The sequence below is a fragment of the Pseudomonas sp. PDM25 genome (assembly GCF_019219045.1).
Taxonomy (GTDB): domain Bacteria; phylum Pseudomonadota; class Gammaproteobacteria; order Pseudomonadales; family Pseudomonadaceae; genus Aquipseudomonas.
In genome coordinates, this window is sequence record NZ_JAHUWL010000001.1 from 538127 (window position 1) to 557550 (window position 19424).

Consider the following 19424-nt stretch of genomic DNA (forward strand, 5'->3'; position numbering starts at 1 on the left):
TCAAAATGTGGGAGCGGGCTTGCTCGCGAAGGCGGTGTAACTCACACCGCCAGCCTCACTGTCAGAGCACCGAAAAGTTGTAACTCACAATCAACCGGGTCTCATCCACATCCCGGGCAAACTTCTCGTAGTTGGTCCGGTACGTCGCATTGCGCAACCGCAGGCTGACATCCTTGAACGTCCCGCTCTGCACCACGTACTTGAGCTCGCTGTCGCGCTCCCATTCCTTCCCTTCCTGATCACTGCCCAGCACCTTGATATGGTCACCGTTCACGTAACGGGTCAGGAAACTCAGCCCATTAATGCCAATCGCCTTGAAGTCATAGTCGTAACGCAGCTGCCACGAGCGCTCCTGTGCAGCAGCGAAGTCGTTGACCTGTACATAGTTGACCAGGTACGGATTGGTCCCATCCAGATACGGCATCGAATTGTCGCCGTTCATGCGCTGCCAACCGGCGCTGAAGGTGTGGCCGCTGATGGCGTAAGCAAGCATGCCGCTCAGGGCACGGTTGTCGATGGAACCTGCACGAGCAGCGCCGCTGTCGGCACTCTTGAGCAATCGAAGGTCAGCCTTGAGCACGCCCTCGCCCAACGGCTGGTTGGCCAGCAAGCCTACAAAGTGCTGACGGTAAATGTCCTCCAGCTCGGCATAGTGATACTGGCCGGTCAGACGCTCGTTGATCTTGTAGTCGAAGCCGTACATGTCGAAATGATCGGCGGTGACGTTGCAGGCATAACGCTTGTTCTTGCAGTGCACGCGGATGTCCTGGGAATCGGTGGAATCCCGGGCGGTGTACTTGTCCAGCCGCGCCGCCATAAAGGTCAGGTCCTTGACCTCGTTGGACGTGAGCATTGCGCCGTTGAACATCGTCGGCAACAATCGACCGTCGTTGTACTTGAGCAACGGCACGTCGGGCAGCAATGCGCCGTACTTCAACACACTTTGCGAAACGCGCACTTTGGCGGTCAGGCCCAGTTTTGCGTATTGGTCTTTCGACCCACGCGGATCCTGCCCCGTGGACGGCAGCAAACCACTGTTGCTGCTGTCGGCGCTGGAATCGAGCTTGAGCCCCAGCATGCCCAAGGCGTCGATACCGAAGCCGACGGTGCCTTCGGTGTAACCCGATTGCAGATTGAGGATAAAACCTTGGGCCGACTCTTCACGTTTCGAAGCGCCCTGCTCGGTGGACGTGTGTCCATCCCGGAAGTCGCGATTGAAATACACCGTGCGCGACTCGAGTTTCGCCGTGGTGTCGTCGATAAAACCGCTCGCAAAGGCCGACTCGGTAAAACCGGCGCACAGGACTAAAGCGCCGAAGCCGAGTGACTGGCGCGCGGTGATGAGAATAAAGGGGGGACGCATGAAAAAAAGCTCCAACAGTGCAGCGTTTGCGCAAGGCGCAATAAGCCAGAAAATAGCCTTCAGCCCGGACAAGTAACTTGCCAGGATTAAGTGGACACACAGAAGTGAGCGGCGATGATGGCAGAAGGCTGTTACAGGCTACAGACGACTTTAGTCGGTAAATGACCATTCGTTTCCTTGAACGAGGCGCTTTAATCCTGCACCATCCGCCCCAGCTTATTCAAAGGACGGAATTAAAGGCATGCTGGACGCGAACGCAACCCATATTTCCCTGACGCTGGAAGGCGTTTCCGTTGACCTTCAGGTACTCAGCTTCGTCGGTCGCGAAACCCTCAACCAGCCGTTCTGTTTCGACATCGAACTGGTCAGCGCGCGCCCCGACCTGAAACTCGAAGAGTTGCTGCACAAGCCCGGCTGCCTGACCTTCGGCGCCACCGGCAAAGGCATCATCCACGGCCTGGTGTACCGCATCGAGCAAGGCGATTCCGGCAAAAGCCTGACCCGCTACAGCATCAGTCTGGTGCCACAACTCGCCTACCTGCGCCACAACCATGACCAGCAAATTTTCCAGCATTTAAGTGTGCCGAAGATCATCGCTCAGGTCCTCGAAGCGCGCGGCATCCTGGCCGATGCCTACAGCTTCCAGCTCGGCGCGATCTACCCGGAACGCGATTACTGCGTGCAGTACGACGAATCCGACCTGCATTTCATCCAGCGCCTGTGCGAAGAAGAAGGCATTCACTTCCACTTCCAGCACAGTGCCAGCGGCCACAAACTGGTGTTCGGCGATGACCAGACGGTGTTCCGCAAACTCGCGCCCGTGGCCTATCAGCAAGACTCCGGCATGGCCGCCGAGAAACCGGTGATCAAGCGCTTCAACCTGCGCCTGGAAACCCGCACCACCCGCGTCAGCCGTCGCGATTACGACTTCGAGAAACCGCGCATCCTGCCCGAGGGCTCCGCCAAAAGCACGTTCGCCCCGGACCTTGAAGACTACGACTACCCCGGCCGCTTCACCGACCGCGAACGCGGTAAGCAACTGGCAACCCGCGCCCTGGAACGCCATCGCAGCGAATACAAACTGGCCGAAGGCAAAGGCGACGAGCCCACCCTGGTCAGCGGCCACTTCATGGCCCTGAGCGAACACCCGCGCGCCGAGTGGAACGACCTCTGGCTACTGCTGGAAGTGGTGCACGAAGGCAAACAGCCGCAAGTGCTCGGCGCAAACGTCACCAGCGACGTCACCCAGAACAAAGACGATTTCCACCAGGGCTACCGCAACCGCTTCCTCGCCACCCCGTGGGACGCGCACTTCCGCCCTGCCCTCGAACACCCGAAACCCAAAGTCCTCGGCAGCCAGACCGCCATCGTCACCGGCCCTGCGGGTGAAGAAATCCACTGCGACGAATACGGTCGCGTCAAAGTCCAGTTCTACTGGGATCGCGAAGGCCAGGCCGACGACAAGACCAGCTGCTGGCTGCGCGTCGCCACCGGCTGGGCCGGCAGTGCGTACGGCGGCATCGCCATCCCGCGCATCGGCATGGAAGTGCTGGTGTCGTTTATGGAGGGCGACCCCGACCAACCGCTGATCACCGGCTGCCTGTACCACAAGGAAAACGTCGTCCCCTACGACCTGCCGGCGAACAAGACCCGCAGCACCTTCAAAACCCTGAGCTCACCCGGCGGCAGCGGCTACAACGAGTTTCGGATTGAAGACAAGAAAGGCGCAGAACAGATCTACCTGCACGCCCAGCGCGATTGGGATGAAAACATCGAGCATGACCAGAAGATTCGTGTCGGTAACGAGCGACACGACACGGTCGAGGCCAATGTTTTAAGCGAGTTCAAGGTTGAAGAACATCGCATCACCCACCTCGACCGCAAGACTGAAACCCGAGCGGATGATCACCTCACCGTTGGCGTGACTCAGCATGTGAAGGTGGGGACGGCGCAGTTTGTCGAGGCCGGCCAGGAGATTCACTACAACGCTGGGGAAAAGGTTGTGGTTGAGGGCGGCATGGAGCTGACGGCCAAGGCTGGCGGGAGCTTTGTGAAGGTGGATGCGGGGGGCGTGACCATTAGTGGTGCGCAGGTGAAGGTTAACTCGGGGGGTGGGCCGGGGTCGGGGACGCCTGCTGCGCCGTTGTTGCCGGGGCCGATGAAGATGGCGGATGCCGATAAGGCCGGCAAAGTCCCGATACCGCTGCCAAAACGCCTGAACGAGTCCGGCATCACGCCGTTGTGCGGCAAACAAAGCAACGGCGCCTGCAGCCGTAAGGATTGCACATGCATGTAAAAGCGTTGAACGCCCTCCTCGCCGAACCCCGCCATTCGTTCGAGCAACTGCCGAGAGAACCGTCGAGCCAGACACTGTGCTTCATCATCGACCGCACCCGCCAGCCTGAGGCCACGAGCCGCCTCTACCGCGTCGGCGAACCGATGAACTCCCAAGGCTTGTTCATCGGCACTGATTTCGCCGAGATCGCCGCTGACGGCCCCTTGTGGCTCAACGCGCCATGGGGCAGCCGCCTGGCCGCCGAAGCCGCAAAGCTTTGTGAAGAAAACTTTTCCGGCATCGCCCTGACCACTGACGACCCAGCCAAAGCACTAACCCATGCGCGCTGGCTGTTACGCGCCAATGACGGCTCCGGCGGACAAAGCCTGCTGAGCTATCACAAGCCAAGCCTGTGGGCCGCACTGGCCTACACCGCCGGCGAAACCTCGCATCAGCTCTTTGGTCCGTGGCATCACGTCTACACCCCGGCGCCGACTCATTTCGGTGCTGGCAACGGTAATTGGTTGAGCTGGCGCCCGGTCTCGGAACTCGAATGGCTGCGCGACGCCTCAGCGTTCAACATCCCGGACGATGCACCAAAGGTTCAAGAGCGATTGGGCTGGATCTACTGGGTCGATGAGCAATACGCCGCATTTGGCGAGCCGACTGACGAAGAACTGCCCAACATCGCGGAAAACCTCGATGTGCTGGTCAATCACAACATCTACGAAGGCCGGCATTTGCTCAAACTGGCCCACATCGCCAATGGCCCGCTGCTCGAAACACAGCCCCAGGCCATGGCCATCCTGCAATCCAGGGAAGAGTCGTTCATCAAGGTTGAACAGCTGAAGCAACTCGCTACCAGCGCCGCCTGATGAACCCGTCCGTGTAACGAATGAATGGAAGCATTTATGGAATCCAATACCAGTGCTGTACCTACTGCACCAACAGCCGAAGAAACCTGTGCGAAGCCGCCACGGGATCTCGGTGAGCAGCCCAATGCACCTGATGAAACGCCCGGCTCTCATGACAAAGTAAAAACGCCGTGTTCAACAACCTACGGCAGCGCGATTTACGACACCGAAAATGAATCGTTCTGGCTACTGCCGGAACGCACGACTTCGGCGCTTAAAGAAGCGGCCAATGACCTGGACCAAAAAGTAAGTTCAAGCAAGTCTGCCGAGGAGCGCAAAAAAGGCCTCTACAGCACAGGGTTGCTTGAATACTTCCTCGAACCCAAATTGGGCAACTTTCTCGCGGGCGAAGAGCAAGTGCGAATGCTCGAGATTGAAGCGCAATACCCAAGCATCAGTGACCTGGATGCCACGTTGCTGGAGGCGCAGCAACAGAGAAAGGCTGCAGCGCCACCGGCTCCGGCTCCCTCGACGCCTCTAACCCGACTTGAACAAGATGACATCAAAAAGTCCGAGTGGATGGCGGCGCAACAAGACGCAACGCGGGTGCACAGTGTTCATGCTGAATGGCAAAAGTTGAAGCGCACTGCCATCGTCGCCGCTAAAGAAAAGGGTTACGCCTACGAAAGTGGAAGTCTGTACTCCCCTGAATCCATTGCAGCGCGCGAGGGCGTTCAGAAATACCTCAAAGCTCGAGAAACCTTACTCAAAGAAAAAGACCTGGCCACATTAGGCTCGGCTGAACTCGCGCCGCTGCTGGCTAATGACAAAAAGCGACTAGACGAGGTCGCGACTTGCGGGGCGAATAACCAACTCCCTCTTTGTACGTACGTGCGCGATCAGGAAGCACAGCGTTTAAAAAGAAAAGCGATCTATGTTGCTTACCTTGAGTCCATTACTAGTGTTGCTCAATACGGAATTGCCTTACCCGAATTCGCCCTGATTCCTGCGAGCGGTGCTTCGGTCGAAGGTGGCGTCGACCTGTTCAAGCAATACCTGGCGCTTGAGAAAAAGCAGACCGAGGTCAACGAACGACTTAGCACAAAATATAAAGGCTGGATCGAAGCAAGCGGCCGGCAGGCCAAAGCGCCGGCCAACCTTGTTTCCCTCGAGCGCGCCGAATGGGACCGTCTGCAGGCAGATAAAGAAAAGTTACGACTGCAAGCCGAGAAAAACATGGAAACCGCACCTGTTCGTCGACATCTGTTGTGGGAGCCCGAGCAGTTCCAGGCCAAGCCGATGGATCGGCTGGTCAAGGATGGTTTTCCGCTTCATGAAATGAGCATGCTGGATGACCTCAAGAAACCATTGACCTACCTGAGCATGTATTCGCTTCCAAGACTTCAGGCCACCGTCAAGAACGACTGGAAAAAGGTCGGCGCCAAAGTCAAAGACTTGACCAAACGCCCAGGTAACAGCACTGGCAAAGCCGCCACCGACAGTGAATTGAATTTGTTCGGCCAATGGCTCGAACAGGAAGGCGCTCTGCGGATCAAGGACCAGGAAAGCGACTGGTTTTCCCCCGAAGGCTGGTTCGAGATCGAAAAGTTTTACACCTTTCTGCAAACCAAGAATTACAAAGTCACTGCCCTTGATAGTGCCGGCAGCCGCAAGGAATGGGGTGTACGCCTGCAACAGGTGTTGTTCAAAGACAACGTGCGCAAGACCTTTCGCATTTTTGATATCAGCCCCCAAGCGCAACTGGTTCGCTGCCTGACGTCGTCATCCACTGAGATCATTCACGGGTCAACAAAAGTCGAAGGCCCCGCTTTTAGCCTGGCGGAAGGATTTAAAGCCTCGGCCAAAGCGTCATTCGGCGTCGACCTCGCCCGTGGTGAAGTCGAACTGTTTAAAGTCGATCTGCCTGAACGCAGCAAAGCCAAAGAAATCACGTTTACCTATCTGGACGGTAATAGCGTCCAACAAACACTCAATCTCGGCCGGTTTTCGTTGTATCTCGGCGCCAAGGCCTGGGGCTATGCCGGCGCCTCGCTGCTGCTTTCCTCCGAGATAGCGCTGGACGTTGGCAACGCGGGATTCCATTTGGCTCCGCCAGAACCCGTGGTACGGACTGGAGACAAACGCGATTTCGTCCACACCGAAACCAGCGATCAAATCAAGGGAGTCAATAAAAACCTGCAAGTACAGAATGGAGGCAAAGCCGCCTTCAATTTATTCGCCGGTTTGCAATCGGGAATCATGGTGACCGGCGCCTTGAACTGGGCCCCGCCTTCCGAAGTCGCCCTGCTACAACGGGCACCCACATCGGGGTCCAAAGACTCGATGAAGACCAACGAGTGGTTCAGCCTCGCTCGTTTAACCGCCGAACTAAATGTGGCCGCAGGTTTGGGGATAAAGGGCGAAGCGAGTATTTCGTTGTATGACGGCCGGTTGATTCTGGTACTGAAGGCTTCGTTGGTAGCCGGCCCTGGTGTGGGTGGGGCTTTCAAGTTTGAAGTAGGTTACGACGCAGTGACAGAGTTGATCAACTTGTTCCGTAGAGAGCTTTATAAAAACAAGCAAAATCCTTTCTTTGCCATCGATAAAAATACAAACGATTACATGTCCAAGCTAAATGCCTTGGCCATTTGCGGCTTTGATATCCCTATGGTCTATATCATGGGAGTGGATGCAGTCATGGCCCTTTATGAGAGTTTGACCGCTACCGGCAAGGGAGGGCCGATTGCAGATACTATTATTTATTATGCGAACCAAGCAGAATTGGAGGAATGGTGCGTTAACGCGATTCCGGGTGCTTTGGGCCCGCTATTAATGACTTTAATTAGCCCTGCAGACGAATTCAGTATTAGCAGTACCAATTCATCGGGCGATACAGCGAAAGAAGAACGCAAATACGACAAAAGCGAAGCGCACTTGATACAACAAAAAGCTATTGAGCGTATTCTTAGATGGATATTAGATAACGCAAAAAAACAGAATACCGTCGATAAAGCCCAGAGTCAGTTCGAGGAGATCTGCATGTGCATGAATCGCTTTGGACTAAAGCCAGCGAACGAAAGGCAATTTTATTGTGATAATCGACTGGCGCTTGATAACTTTATGTCAGATGCAGTTCTAAGGCTTGCCGATCCAGAAAACGACAAAATGCGTACACGATATGCTCAACATGTGAAATTATTAGGCTCAAATAGTGATAATTACTGCCAGCGCAGTCAATTTTATGGCCGAACATATATACCCGCTGGCAAAGCCAAATACATTGCTCCAGACCAGTAGAAACTGAGGACAACACATGCGCCAAAAATTCACACTCGCTACTGCAGTTTTTTCGCTGCTTTTTTCTTGCCAATTGTTTGCAAAACCTACAGCTGAATTGAATGCAGCCAAGCAAACGGGAATAGTTCTTTACAATCAGTACAAGATGGCGCCTGCAATACAGTATTTGACGATAGCCGCAACAGGTGGGGATGCGGAATCCCAGTACTATTTAGCTGAATCAATTAGAAATACAAAACGCTACATGACCGAGGACGCTCAAAAGTGGTACGAGGAATCAGCAAACCAAAATAACGTTTATGCGATGATACAGCTCGGACGAAGTGATGATAATCTCTGCGTCAACATGGGCAACTGTCCTGAAAGTACAAAAACACCGGCGCAATGGTTGAAAGGCGCGCTAGATTTGACGAAACCTGTTGCTGAAAGTGGTGATCCCGAAGCGATGTACTTAATGTATGAACTAACGCTTAAGGATGAATGGCTGGAGAAATCTGCAAATTCTGGATATGCATTAGCTCAATACTGGATGGCAATTGGAACTAGGCAAGGAGACGGTTTCTTCTTGCCGTGGAAGCGGCATGAGGCAATTGGAAATTGGCTGAAACTATCTGCAGAAGGAGGATACCCCCCTGCAATGATGGAATACGCTGCGTTTATTTATGAAGATCAAGGTGACTTAACAGTCGCTCGCCATTGGATTGTCGAAGCAGCTAAAAAAGGGTACAAATCAGGCGTCAGTAGTTACGGCGCATATTCAGCCCATTCACCATCGCTTTATGACTTCCCATTAGATAGAGTTAAAGGTTATGCATTGACCTCGCTACTATCTGAACTTGACGGCGGCGGAGATGTACAGGTTTACGTAAATGAAACCCTTCCGGAAATTGCCGAAAAAATGACACCGGATGAAATTTCAGAAGCTAACGATTTTGCAAAAAACTGGAAGGCCACTCATCCCCCTCTGTCGTTTTTCCCGGAAAAATTGAGCCGTTAACGTTGATAAAGAAAAGTCTATTTACCGCATTGTTGATTATTGCGTTTGCAAATCCAGCATCCGCCGAACTTTCCTCGGAACAGCTATCAGCAAAAACACAAGGGATTACTTTCTACAACCAATACAAAGCTGTTTCTGCCACCCCCTTCCTGACCATTGCTGCGGAAGCCGGCGATCACGAAGCACAATATTATTTGGGTGAATCGCTCAGGAGGAAAAATCATTATATGAATCCTGAAGCACGAAAATGGTATGAGGCCTCTGCCGCACAGGGGGATCTTTACGCCATGATTCAGCTTGGGCGTAGCGAAAAAGATCTATGTACGTTTTCAAATGATTGCCCTCCTGATCAAAAAAAGCCCATTGAGTGGTTGAATCAAGCTAAAAATATAGCCATGCCCAAAGCAATTCAGGGTGATGCGGAGGCTATGTATATATTGTACGAGTTAACTTTAGACGACGCCTGGCTTGAAAAGGCTGCCATGGCAGGTAATGCACTTGCTCAATACTGGATGGGGGTAGGTTACCAACAAGGTGAAGGTTTTTTCCTGCCATGGAAACGTGGAGAGGCCGTGGCAAAATGGTTTAAAGCTTCCGCCGAAGGTGGTTATCCAAAGTCAATGATGGAATACGCCGCAATACTATTTGAAAGTGGGGATGTTGAAGGTTTTCGGCATTGGAATGAACAAGCAGCGCTGGTCGGTTACGCGGATACGGTTTATGGATACGGATCTGATATAGCGCATGAACCCGACACCTATGGATTCCCGTTCGATATCATAAAGGGCTATGCGCTTGTATATTTACTCTCCGAGCTTGATGGTGGTGGCGGAATGCAAGTCAATGTCGAATACAAACTTCCTCTAATCGCTGCAAAAATGACACCTGAACAGATAATAGAAGCTAAGGAGTTTGCAAAAAAATGGAAGTCCACCCATCCACCCCTATCATTTTTTCCTGACAAGTTGAGTCGCTAATTTCAATGAGCACCCACTTAGCATGCGCGCTATTAATTACTGCCCTTTCAAGTAGTGCATTCGCGCAAACATCCGTGGAACAACAAGCAGCAAAAATACAAGGAATAACTTTATACAATCAATACAAAGCCATTTCCGCAATCTCATACCTAAAGCTTGCAGCCGAAGGTGGAGATGATGAGGCTATGTATTATTTAGGCGAAGCCATAAGAAAAAATAATCGCCATATGAATACTGAGGCACAAAAAGCTTACGAAGACTCTGCGACTCTAGGAAATGTCTATTCAATGATAAGGCTTGGTCAAGCGACTGATGACTTATGCATTGCAATGAATAATTGTCCTCAAGGAAATAAAGCGCCCAAGGAATGGATGAACTTAGCTAAAAAATCTGCAAGTCTAGAAGCCGGACGTGGAAATGCGGAGTCAATGTACCTAATGTATGAGATATCCGGCGATGACAAATGGCTCGAAAAGTCGGCACAACATGGTTTTTCTCTCGCGCAGTTTCGCTTAGCCACAAAATATCAAGAAGGCGGCGGATTTTTTCTACTTTCAGCAAGTCGATTAGACGCTGTGGAGCGCTGGATGAAAGCTTCAGCGGAAGGTGGCTATCCACCAGGGATGATGGGGCTAGCAGCAGTTTCAGTTGAAAAAAATGATCTTGAAAGTTTCAGATTCTGGAGCGAAAAAGCTGCTGCCTCAGGATATGTCGAGGGAGTGTTCGGATACGGCTCCTATTTGGGAGAGGATCCGTCTAATTATGGGTTCAAATTAGACCTTGTTAAATCATACGCTCTGCTTTCTCTCCTTTATGAACTTGACGGAGGAGGACATGTTCGACGAGATGTTGAGGACGTGCTACCGGACATCGCGAAAAAAATGTCACCAGAGCAAATGAAAGAAGCTAAAGTTTTTTCGGAGAACTGGAAATCCAGCCACCCTCCGCTGTCGTTTTTCCCTGACAAGCTATGAAGCATTAACACTATGAGAGCGTATTTTTTCATAGCCCTCTTCGCGATCGAAATATCTATCCAGGTTAACGCACAGCCTACGTTGAACCTGAATTCCACGAAAGCGCAAGGCATCACACTTTACAATCAGTTCAAAACAAGTGCAGCAGTGCCATTCCTTGAATTAGCAGCACAATCAGGTGATCACGAAGCCCAATATTATTTGGCTGAGTCACTTAGAAAGAAAAACCGCTACATAGATGCCGAAGCACGGAAGTGGTATGAGGCTTCGGCAGCGCATGGTGATGTTTACGCAATGATTCGGCTAGGTCGCAGTAGGATCGACCTTTGTCATCAAGTGGAAAATTGCCTCGCAGGACAAAAGACACACGCCGAATGGTTGGTACAAGCCAATAACACAGCTTTGCTCAACGTGGAAAAAGGCGACCCTGAATCCATGTACCTGATGTATGAGATCTCTCTGGATCGGGCTTGGTTAGAAAAGTCCGCTAACGCCGGTTATTCAATAGCGCAGTACTGGATGGCTGTCGGGGAACGCCAGGGAGAAGGCTTCTTTTTTCTCCCGGGAAAACGCCAGGAATCAGTTCGCAACTGGTTGAAACTCGCCTCAGAAGGTGGGTATCCAGCGGCCATGATGGATTATCTGCAAATCTTGTTCGAAGAGGGTGACATGGCAAGTATTCGTCACTGGTTGCGGGTCGCAGCAGAGACCGGTGAGCAGCGGGCTGTGAGCAATTATGGCGCTTACATCGCACACATGCCCGACAAGGTCGGCTATCCCTTGGATTTGGTGAAAGGTCATGCCCTTTTTTCCTTGTTAAAAGAACTAGATGGCGGCGGCGCCATACAGGATTACGTCCAGGAAAAGCATAAAGAAATTGCCGAAAAAATGACGACTGAACAGATCGAAAATTCAGAGAAGGTGGCGCAAGAGTGGAAAGCATCGCACCCTCCCCTATCGTTTTTTCCTGACAAGTTGAGTCGTTAACTTGGAGAAGAATATTTCTTGCACGCGGACTGTTATGAGAAAACTCATTATCGGTGCATTATTCGCTTTAGCTTTATCAGGTTACGCAAACGCGCACCTTACTCAAGATGAGCAATCAGCCAAATCGCGAGGAATATTGCTGTTCAACCAATATAAAAATGCGCAACTTGAGTTGCGTATTGCAGCTGAAGCTGGAGATGCAGAAGCACAGTTTTATTTAGCCGAAAGACTACGCAAAGAAAAGCAGTTCATGACCGCCGAAGCTCAAAATTGGTACGAGGAATCAGCAAACCAAAATAACGTTTATGCGATGATACAACTCGGACGAAGTGGTGATAATCTCTGCGTCAACATGGGCAATTGCCCTGAAAGCACAAAAACACCAGCGCAATGGTTGAAAGGCGCGCTAGACTTGACGAAACCTGCTGCTGAAAGTGGTGATCCCGAAGCGATGTACTTAATGTATGAACTAACGCTTAAGGATGAATGGCTGGAGAAATCTGCAAATTCTGGATATGCATTAGCTCAATACTGGATGGCAATTGGAACCAGGCAAGGAGACGGTTTCTTCTTGCCGTGGAAGCGGCATGAAGCAATTGGAAACTGGCTGAAACTATCTGCAGAAGGAGGATACCCCCCTGCAATGATGGAATACGCTGCGTTTATTTACGAAGATAAAGGTGACTTAACAGTCGCTCGCCATTGGATTGTCGAAGCCGCTAATAAAGGGTACGAGTCAGGCGTTAGCAGTTACGGCGCATATTCAGCCCATTCACCATCGCTTTACGACTTCCCATTAGATAGGGTTAAAGGCTATGCGTTGACCTCGCTACTATCTGAACTTGACGGTGGCGGAGATGTACAGGTTTACGTAAATGAAACCCTTCCGGAAATTGCCGAAAAAATGACACCGGATGAAATTTCAGAAGCTAACGATTTTGCAAAAAACTGGAAGGCCACTCATCCCCCTCTGTCGTTTTTCCCGGAAAAATTGAGCCGTTAACATTGATAAAGAAAAGTCTATTTACCGCACTGTTGATTATTGCGTTTGCAAATCCAGCATCCGCCGAATTATCCTCGGAACAGCAAGCAGCAAAAATACAAGGAATAACTTTTTACAACCAATACAAAACTGTTTCTGCTACCCCCTTCCTGACCATTGCCGCGGAAGCCGGCGATCACGAAGCACAGTATTATCTGGGAGAGTTGCTCAGGAGGAAAAATCACTATATGAATCCTGAAGCTCAGAAATGGTACGAGGCGTCAGCTGCCCAAGGTGATCTTTACGCAATGATTCAACTCGGGCGAAGCGGCGACGACTTGTGCAAGACGATGCAGCACTGCCCCGAAGCAAAAAAATCTCCTGCAGAATGGCTGACTCATGCGACCGATCTTGCAAAGCCTAAGGCGGAGCAAGGTGATGCACAAGCGATGTACATTATGTATGAGTTGACATTGGATCGAGCCTGGCTCGAAAAATCTGCTAATGCTGGAGATGCCACAGCCCAGTTCTGGATGGCTATTGGCGATAAACAAGGCGAAGGTTTTTTGCTTCCATGGAAGCGCAAAGATGCTGTTGGAAATTGGTTTAAAGCATCGGCTGAGGGTGGTAACCCACGTGCAATGATGGAATATGCAGCCTACCTTTATGAAAATAAGGGTGATCTAGAGTCCGCTCGCCATTGGATCAAAACAGCCGCAGAAAGAGGATATGAAAGCGGCGTGAGTAGTTATGGTGCTTATTTGGCTCACGCGCCTGCGTTGTTTGATTTTAAGCTTGACCTAATCAAAGGCTACGCTATCACTTCCCTCCTTAAGGAACTGGACGGCGGCGGAAATGTTCAAGCCTATGTTGAGGAAGTACTTCCAGAAATCGCAGCAAAGATGACTCCCGAACAACTCAAAGAAGCAGAAGAATTTGCAGTTAAATGGAAAACTACACACCCTCCGCTGTCGTTTTTTCCTGATAAGTTGGGTCGTTAAAATCGCTGCACATTCAATACGTGCGAGTCCCCAACACCGCAGAAAGCAGCACAGACGCCGTAATTGATTCTCGTACTGTGCTGCTCGTAACCTTAAAGTAAAGCGTCAGTCAGACCGGCGCCTTCCACCCAATCATCTGCTGCTGCGCTACCAGCAGTAAATCGGACCCATCCTGCGTCAGCAGATAAAGCGCGTGAGTAATGTGTGGAATATCTTGAACATCACCGTTCTTGAAGCATTGGCAATGGAGCGTTTCAAGTAACTGGCTGGCGGCTCGGACGCGCTGTAAAGCGGCTTCGAGTATGTCTTGGGGATTGGCCTCGGTGTCGATGACCATTGGGCTTGTCTCGGTAACGCTGCTTTTGATTGAGCGATAGCGATCGGGGAATGCATTTAGCGTTGGCATAGTAATTACTCGAGCATTAATTAGTAATCGCCAGCACCGTGACCAAACGATGGAGGCGGCTGTGTACAGGCTTGGTCAACCGCTAACACTCAAAACGGCTCGCCCGAAAGCGTCTTGCACACAGCCACCATTGCAACGCACTACGAGACGTAGAAGTCCGCAGCGCGAATGATGGCACATATATGCGCAGTGTTAATCAGGTGACCAAACCTGTTCGCTGATTTTGCAGCGAGGTCAAACAGTAAACGCTGGCACCTCGCCGACGAAAGACGACAAAGAGTCCAAGCGTGTAGGACCTCGCCGAAGCTCCCCCAAGTTTTTTTACCTACATGAAACCTCTGTCAGAAACCTCCTCACGACAGGCGGCATTCAGTCGGGTTAACCATCGCTTAACCCCGCGGTCCAAAACTTTACTGGACCGCACGCCCTCAGAGTTCTCTGACGCCCAGTGCGGCAGGTTCGACGCCAATACGTCGAGCTGACTTCCCTCCCGCACCGGAGATCGTTCATGAACATGCGCACCTTGCTGATCACCACCGCCCTCGCCTGCACCGCGTTTGCCGGTCTGGCCCAGGCCAATGACACTTCGAGCTCCCAGGCGGTGCCGTACCACTACGGTATGCCGCTGCACGTGGGCAAGGTCATTACCTTGACCGAACCGTCGACGCTGGACTGTAAGGTGGTCACAGCGGACATGAAGTACATCGATAGCGCCTCGGGCAAGCCTGCGGAAATCTCCTACCGTAAACTTTCCGACGCCTGCAGTTATCAGAACTGACGGAAAGGTCTGATTCAACACTTTGCGGTATTCCCGTGAGGGGTTCTGGCGCTATGCTCTAGCGCCTCCCCTCACTGCCGCAAGGATTCGCCATGCAGTTATCGTTTCGTGCCTTGTCGACTTTTACCGCCGCGCTGTGTTTTCTGCTGGCCTTGGTCTGGGGTTTGATGCCCGACTGGTTACTGTCAATCTGGGGTCTTGAATACTCGTTGGCGGTGGGCGTTGTCGCGCGGCGCAGTGCAATGCTGTTCGCGGCATTGGGTGTGATGTTTTATCTGGTTCGAAACGAGTCGCCTTCGACCACCCGCCATGCGCTGAGCAACGGTTTCATGGTCGGCTGCTGGGGGCTGGCAGCATTGGGCTTCGGTGAATGGCTCAATGGCCATGCCGGTCCGGGCATATTGCTTGCGGTGATGGTCGAACTGGCGCTGGGTCTGGCGTTTCTCCAGACCAGGCGCGTGTCGATGGAGCTCGAAACCGTGGGTTAAAGCGCTTTGCGGTCTGGATGCAGCGTCTGGGCAATGGTTTGGTGCTGCATGTCAGAGCGCAGTCCAGCGATCAGGTCATTGATTTCTCGACAACCATTTAGCCGTTTGGCATTTATTCCTGTTTTTATTAGATCAAGGTGATCGGTTTCACGATCGGAATACACCTTGACGGTCATCGACAGGTCCGGCGACAGCGTGCATTGACAACGTTTCGGCAAAAAACTGCTTTCAATGATGTTGCGAAGTTCCAAGGCAGAAAGAAACATGGCGACCCTCTCCTTATTGTGAGACTGCCAATCAACGATCGATACTGACGCAATGACATCCCCGGTCAGCTCAAGACCAGCTAGAGCATAAAACATGCCCGGGATTTCGCCCTGCAGCTCATCGGCAAATCAACGATTTAGCCAAACGACTGCTAAATGGCCTCATGCAATCTGCAAGAAAGGCGTTGCTGTGTCCCTGCAATCCGCATACATCTCGCGACAAGTTTGCATTGGCCGACGACGCCAGTAAGAATGCGGCCAATCAATTCAGTATCCGCTGACCCCACTCGCACGCAAGGAGGCATCATGGGTTCGTTGATCCAAATCAATACCGTTGGGCTAATAGTTGCTGGGCTGTCGTGCGCTGCGCACGCCGCGAAACTCGAAGAAGTCGCGCCGTTCCCCAAACCCGAGAGCGGTTTCACCCGCCAGGTCATTCACCTTGCTCCACAGGCTCAGGAAGACGGCTACCAGGTCGAAATCCTCGCCGGCAAAACCCTGACCGTCGACTGCAATCGCCAACGCCTGGGCGGCATTCTCGAGGAGAAAAACCTCGAAGGCTGGGGCTACCCGTTCTACCGACTGGAAAAAGTCATCGGCCCGATGAGTACACAGATGGCCTGCCCGGACGGCAAGAGCAAAAAGGACTTCGTGCCGGTGGTCGGTGACGGTTTCATGCTGCGCTACAACAGCAAACTTCCGATCGTGCTCTACGTGCCCAAAGACGTCGAAGTCCGCTACCGGATCTGGTCGGCGTCGAGCAAGGTCGAGAAAGCCGTCCTGGAATAACCGTTCTGTCCCGTTACAGGAGCGCCATTTTGATTACCTGCCACGTCAAATATGTGATCGATCCGTACCAACTCAGCGAATTCGAAGCCTACGCCAAAGCCTGGCTCGGCATCGTCGAGCGTTTGGGCGGTACGCACCACGGGTACTTCCTGCCTTCCGAGGGCGCGAGCAATATCGCCTACTGCCTGTTCAGTTTTCCTTCGTTGGCGGACTACGAAAGCTACCGGCATATCGCGATGACTGACGCCGAAAGCGCCGCGCTGGTGGCTTCGCTGGTGGAGAAGAAGTTTATCGTCAGCTATGAGCGGACCTTCCTGCGCCCGCTGCTGGCCTGATACTGCTCACGCCGGGGCGCCGCTCAACGCGGCGCGCTCGGCCACATGGCGCAAACTGTCGAAATTGATATTGGCGCCCGAGTCGATCGCTACCAGGGTCTGACCACGGGCACCGGTTTGCGCCACGTACTTCTTGATTCCGGCCACGGCCAAGGCACCGGAAGGTTCGGTGATCGAGCGGGTATCGTCGTAGATATTCTTGATGGCAGCGCAGAGCTCGTCGTTGCTGACCGCCATCACCTCATCTACGCAAAACCGGCAGACTTCGAAACCATAAGCACCAATCTGGGCAACCGCGACACCGTCGGCGAAAGTGCCTACGCTCGGCAGGACAACGCGCTCGCCGGCCTGTAATGCCGCGGACAAACACGCGGAATGCTCCGACTCGACGCCGATGATGCGGACTTCAGGTCGCAAGTATTTGACGTACGCCGCGATGCCGGCGATCAGTCCGCCACCACCCACCGGGACAAAGATCGCGTCCAGTGGACCTTGATGCTGACGCAGGATTTCCATGGCGACGGTGCCCTGCCCCGCGATCACATCCGGGTCGTCGAAGGGCGAGACAAAGGTGCGACCGGTTTGCCGTGCCAGGTTCAGCGCATAGTCCAGGGCAAACGGAAAACTCTCACCGTGCAGCACGGCGTCGGCGCCCCGGCTGCGTACACCGAGCACCTTCAGTTCGGGCGTCGTGCACGGCATCACAATGGTCGCGGCGATCCCCAATTCACGCGCCGCCAGCGCCACGCCCTGGGCATGATTGCCCGCCGAAGCGGTGATCACACCACGAGCCTTCTGCTCATCGCTCAACTGCACGAGTTTGTTGTAGGCGCCGCGGATCTTGAAGGAAAAGGTCGGTTGCAGGTCTTCGCGCTTGAGCAGGATCTGATTGCCGAGCGCCTCGGACAACGCTGGCGCCGGTTGCAGCGGCGTACGCACCGCGAGCTCATACACGGGCGCGGCGAGGATCTTTTTCACGTATTGCTCAAGCAAGGTCTGCTGGGTGGTGGTGCTGCTCATGGTCGTCTCCTGACGTTGATCAGAACCCAGGAGGCAGAAAGTAAAAACCCGCCTCTAGGGCGGGTTGGGTGCTGCAGTCGTGAGCTAGCCCGCCAAATAAGGAATGGCGGTAATAATGCTTGGCTGGCAGCGCAATACAGTGGAAGTCATGCCCGGAAATTAGCCGGGCGCTGATGGCAAGTCAATGGTCAATTTTACTCGGCCTCTGTAGGCTGACGACTCTGCTCATTGTCCCAAGGAAGGAAACCATGAAGTCTGTCGCCCTGCCCCTCATTGTCCTGATCGCGTTTGCCGGCTACACCGTTTCGGTGATGCTGCAGGCCGAACAGTCATTGATCGACTTCGGCATCAGCCTGATGTCGCGCCCCGACACGGCGCAGGTGGTGATTGATTTGTACCTGCTGGCGACGCTCGCGGGCATCTGGATGTACACGGATGCGCGCAAGCGCGGGCGGTCTCGGTTGTCGGTGATTCCTTATCTGCTGATTACGGCGATTTTTGTATCCATCGGGCCATTGTTGTATTTGGTGGTTCGGGGGCTGCAAAGCCGTAAAGATTCTGTCGATGCGAGCCAAGGAATTTGATCCCGGAATTGTTGTGATTTTGAGATGGCCTTCGCGAGCAAGCCCGCTCCCACAGGGGGCTGGTGAACGCCACAGTTCCAGTGTGGGAGCGAGCCTGCTCGCGATGGCAATCTCACAGCCACCGAAGTTACTTAGCCAAGCGCCTCAGCCCAAGCACCATCACCCCCGCACCTAACGCCATCGCGGTCAGAAACAGCGGATACGAAACCCACCACGGCACGCCCGCCGTCATCATGCTGAACTCCGACATGCCGCCGATACTTGCAATCAGGTTCAGCGGCAGAAACACCACATTGATCAACGTCAGCTTGCGCAGCAGGTTGTTCATGCTGTTGTTCATCAGGTTGCCCCGGGCGTCGATCAGCCCGGAGAACACCGTGGAGTAGATTTCCGCCTGTTTGTAGCACTGGTTGTTTTCGATGATCAGGTCGTCGATCAGGCCAATGGCTTCAGCGCTGAAGTGTTCCTTTTCCGCGTGGTTGCGCAGCCGGGTCAGCACCGCGCCGTTGCTGTGGATGGCATTTATGTAATAGATCAGGCTCTCGCTGAGGTTGAACATCTGGATCAGGTGCTGGTTTTCCATCGACGCATTGAATTTTTGCTGCAACTCCCGGGCAACCAATTTGATCACCTTCAAGTGGCCCAGGTAGTGATGGATGTTGTTGAACAACAAGTCCAGCAACACATCCAGCGGCGTGTTCAGCCGCTGCCGAGTGCCGAGCCCGTGGAGCGGCGAGTCGTCGGTGGCGATCACCAGCAAACGGCCCGGCGAGAACAGCAAGCCGCAGGACGACACCTCGAAGACCAGGCTCCCGCCACCAGAATAGTTTTCCGGGCGTTTCCAGATCAGGAACAGGTTGTCGGGGTGAAACTCGATACGCGACACCTCGTCGGGGTCCAGGGCCGAGGCCAGCGCGTGTTCATCGAGCTTGAAATGGCTGTGCAGCAGGTCCCGCTCGGCGGCGTCGGGGTTGCTGAAGAGCATCACTTCGGCGTCCAGCCGTTCGACTTTGTGCAGGGCGCCGTGGATCAGTTGAAAGCTCTTGATCAT

General features: G+C 53.2%; 18 protein-coding genes and 1 pseudogene. 14 read left to right on the forward strand and 5 right to left on the reverse strand.

The features are described 5' to 3' along the window. Positions 1-61: 61 nt before the first annotated feature. Complete coding sequence (locus tag KW848_RS02040; RefSeq protein WP_218535126.1) at positions 62-1363, reverse strand: OprD family porin; 1302 nt, start codon at positions 1361-1363, stop codon at positions 62-64. A 241-nt stretch (positions 1364-1604) separates the two neighbouring features. Between KW848_RS02040 and KW848_RS02045 the strand changes: the two genes are divergently transcribed. The 9 genes from KW848_RS02045 to KW848_RS02085 are packed head-to-tail and all read left to right on the forward strand — an operon-like array spanning position 1605 to position 13707. Next, positions 1605-3659 (forward strand): type VI secretion system tip protein VgrG, encoded by a 2055-nt coding sequence (locus KW848_RS02045; protein ID WP_218535127.1) that lies wholly within the window; start codon positions 1605-1607, stop codon positions 3657-3659. Beyond that, complete coding sequence (locus tag KW848_RS02050; protein WP_218535128.1) at positions 3650-4513, forward strand: DUF4123 domain-containing protein; 864 nt, start codon at positions 3650-3652, stop codon at positions 4511-4513. The genes KW848_RS02045 and KW848_RS02050 overlap by 10 nt, the downstream gene beginning before the upstream one ends. Positions 4514-4549: 36 nt before the next feature. Further along, positions 4550-7789: a hypothetical protein gene (locus KW848_RS02055; RefSeq protein ID WP_192408416.1), complete on the forward strand. Its 3240-nt coding sequence runs from the start codon at positions 4550-4552 to the stop codon at positions 7787-7789. A 16-nt stretch (positions 7790-7805) separates the two neighbouring features. Further along, a complete protein-coding gene (locus KW848_RS02060; protein WP_218535129.1) occupies positions 7806-8786 on the forward strand; it encodes a tetratricopeptide repeat protein in 981 nt (326 codons plus the stop codon). Between the two features lie 5 nt (positions 8787-8791). Continuing rightward, complete coding sequence (locus KW848_RS02065; protein ID WP_192408625.1) at positions 8792-9763, forward strand: sel1 repeat family protein; 972 nt, start codon at positions 8792-8794, stop codon at positions 9761-9763. A 5-nt stretch (positions 9764-9768) separates the two neighbouring features. Then, positions 9769-10737, forward strand: coding sequence for a tetratricopeptide repeat protein (locus tag KW848_RS02070; RefSeq protein ID WP_192408414.1), 969 nt, complete (start codon positions 9769-9771; stop codon positions 10735-10737). Positions 10738-10749: 12 nt separating this feature from the next. Continuing rightward, a complete protein-coding gene (locus KW848_RS02075) occupies positions 10750-11724 on the forward strand; it encodes a tetratricopeptide repeat protein (protein ID WP_218535130.1) in 975 nt (324 codons plus the stop codon). A 34-nt stretch (positions 11725-11758) separates the two neighbouring features. Then, a complete protein-coding gene (locus KW848_RS02080) occupies positions 11759-12727 on the forward strand; it encodes a tetratricopeptide repeat protein (RefSeq protein WP_218535131.1) in 969 nt (322 codons plus the stop codon). A 5-nt stretch (positions 12728-12732) separates the two neighbouring features. Beyond that, positions 12733-13707, forward strand: coding sequence for a sel1 repeat family protein (locus KW848_RS02085; protein ID WP_218535366.1), 975 nt, complete (start codon positions 12733-12735; stop codon positions 13705-13707). Between the two features lie 109 nt (positions 13708-13816). On the opposite strand, the gene KW848_RS02090 is transcribed toward KW848_RS02085, so the two are convergent. Further along, positions 13817-14113 carry a hypothetical protein gene (locus KW848_RS02090; RefSeq protein ID WP_218535133.1) on the reverse strand — a complete coding sequence of 99 codons (297 nt, stop codon included), beginning with the start codon at positions 14111-14113 and terminating at the stop codon, positions 13817-13819. 508 nt (positions 14114-14621) lie between these two features. Between KW848_RS02090 and KW848_RS02095 the strand changes: the two genes are divergently transcribed. Beyond that, entirely contained in the window at positions 14622-14891 is a 270-nt protein-coding gene (locus KW848_RS02095) for a DUF2790 domain-containing protein (RefSeq protein ID WP_008149978.1), read from the forward strand. 92 nt (positions 14892-14983) lie between these two features. Beyond that, entirely contained in the window at positions 14984-15379 is a 396-nt protein-coding gene (locus tag KW848_RS02100) for a hypothetical protein (protein WP_218535134.1), read from the forward strand. On the opposite strand, the gene KW848_RS02105 is transcribed toward KW848_RS02100, so the two are convergent. Continuing rightward, positions 15376-15645 carry a DUF1652 domain-containing protein gene (locus KW848_RS02105; protein WP_111450020.1) on the reverse strand — a complete coding sequence of 90 codons (270 nt, stop codon included), beginning with the start codon at positions 15643-15645 and terminating at the stop codon, positions 15376-15378. The two genes, KW848_RS02100 and KW848_RS02105, sit on opposite strands and share 4 nt — an antisense overlap. 306 nt (positions 15646-15951) lie before the next feature. Between KW848_RS02105 and eco the strand changes: the two genes are divergently transcribed. Beyond that, a complete protein-coding gene (eco, locus tag KW848_RS02110) occupies positions 15952-16434 on the forward strand; it encodes a serine protease inhibitor ecotin (protein WP_218535143.1) in 483 nt (160 codons plus the stop codon). Between the two features lie 29 nt (positions 16435-16463). After that, a complete protein-coding gene (locus tag KW848_RS02115) occupies positions 16464-16769 on the forward strand; it encodes an NIPSNAP family protein (protein WP_074876451.1) in 306 nt (101 codons plus the stop codon). Between the two features lie 24 nt (positions 16770-16793). Here KW848_RS02115 and ilvA read toward each other — a convergent pair. After that, positions 16794-17789 (reverse strand): annotated as a pseudogene (gene ilvA, locus KW848_RS02120) (threonine ammonia-lyase, biosynthetic); the annotation flags it as partial. A gap of 248 nt (positions 17790-18037) precedes the next feature. Between ilvA and KW848_RS02125 the strand changes: the two are divergent. Then, positions 18038-18373, forward strand: a complete 336-nt coding sequence (locus KW848_RS02125; protein WP_218535147.1) for a DUF2834 domain-containing protein — start codon at positions 18038-18040, stop codon at positions 18371-18373. Positions 18374-18500: 127 nt separating this feature from the next. Here KW848_RS02125 and KW848_RS02130 read toward each other — a convergent pair whose 3' ends face one another. Beyond that, positions 18501-19424 (reverse strand): magnesium transporter CorA family protein, encoded by a 924-nt coding sequence (locus KW848_RS02130; protein ID WP_218535149.1) that lies wholly within the window; start codon positions 19422-19424, stop codon positions 18501-18503.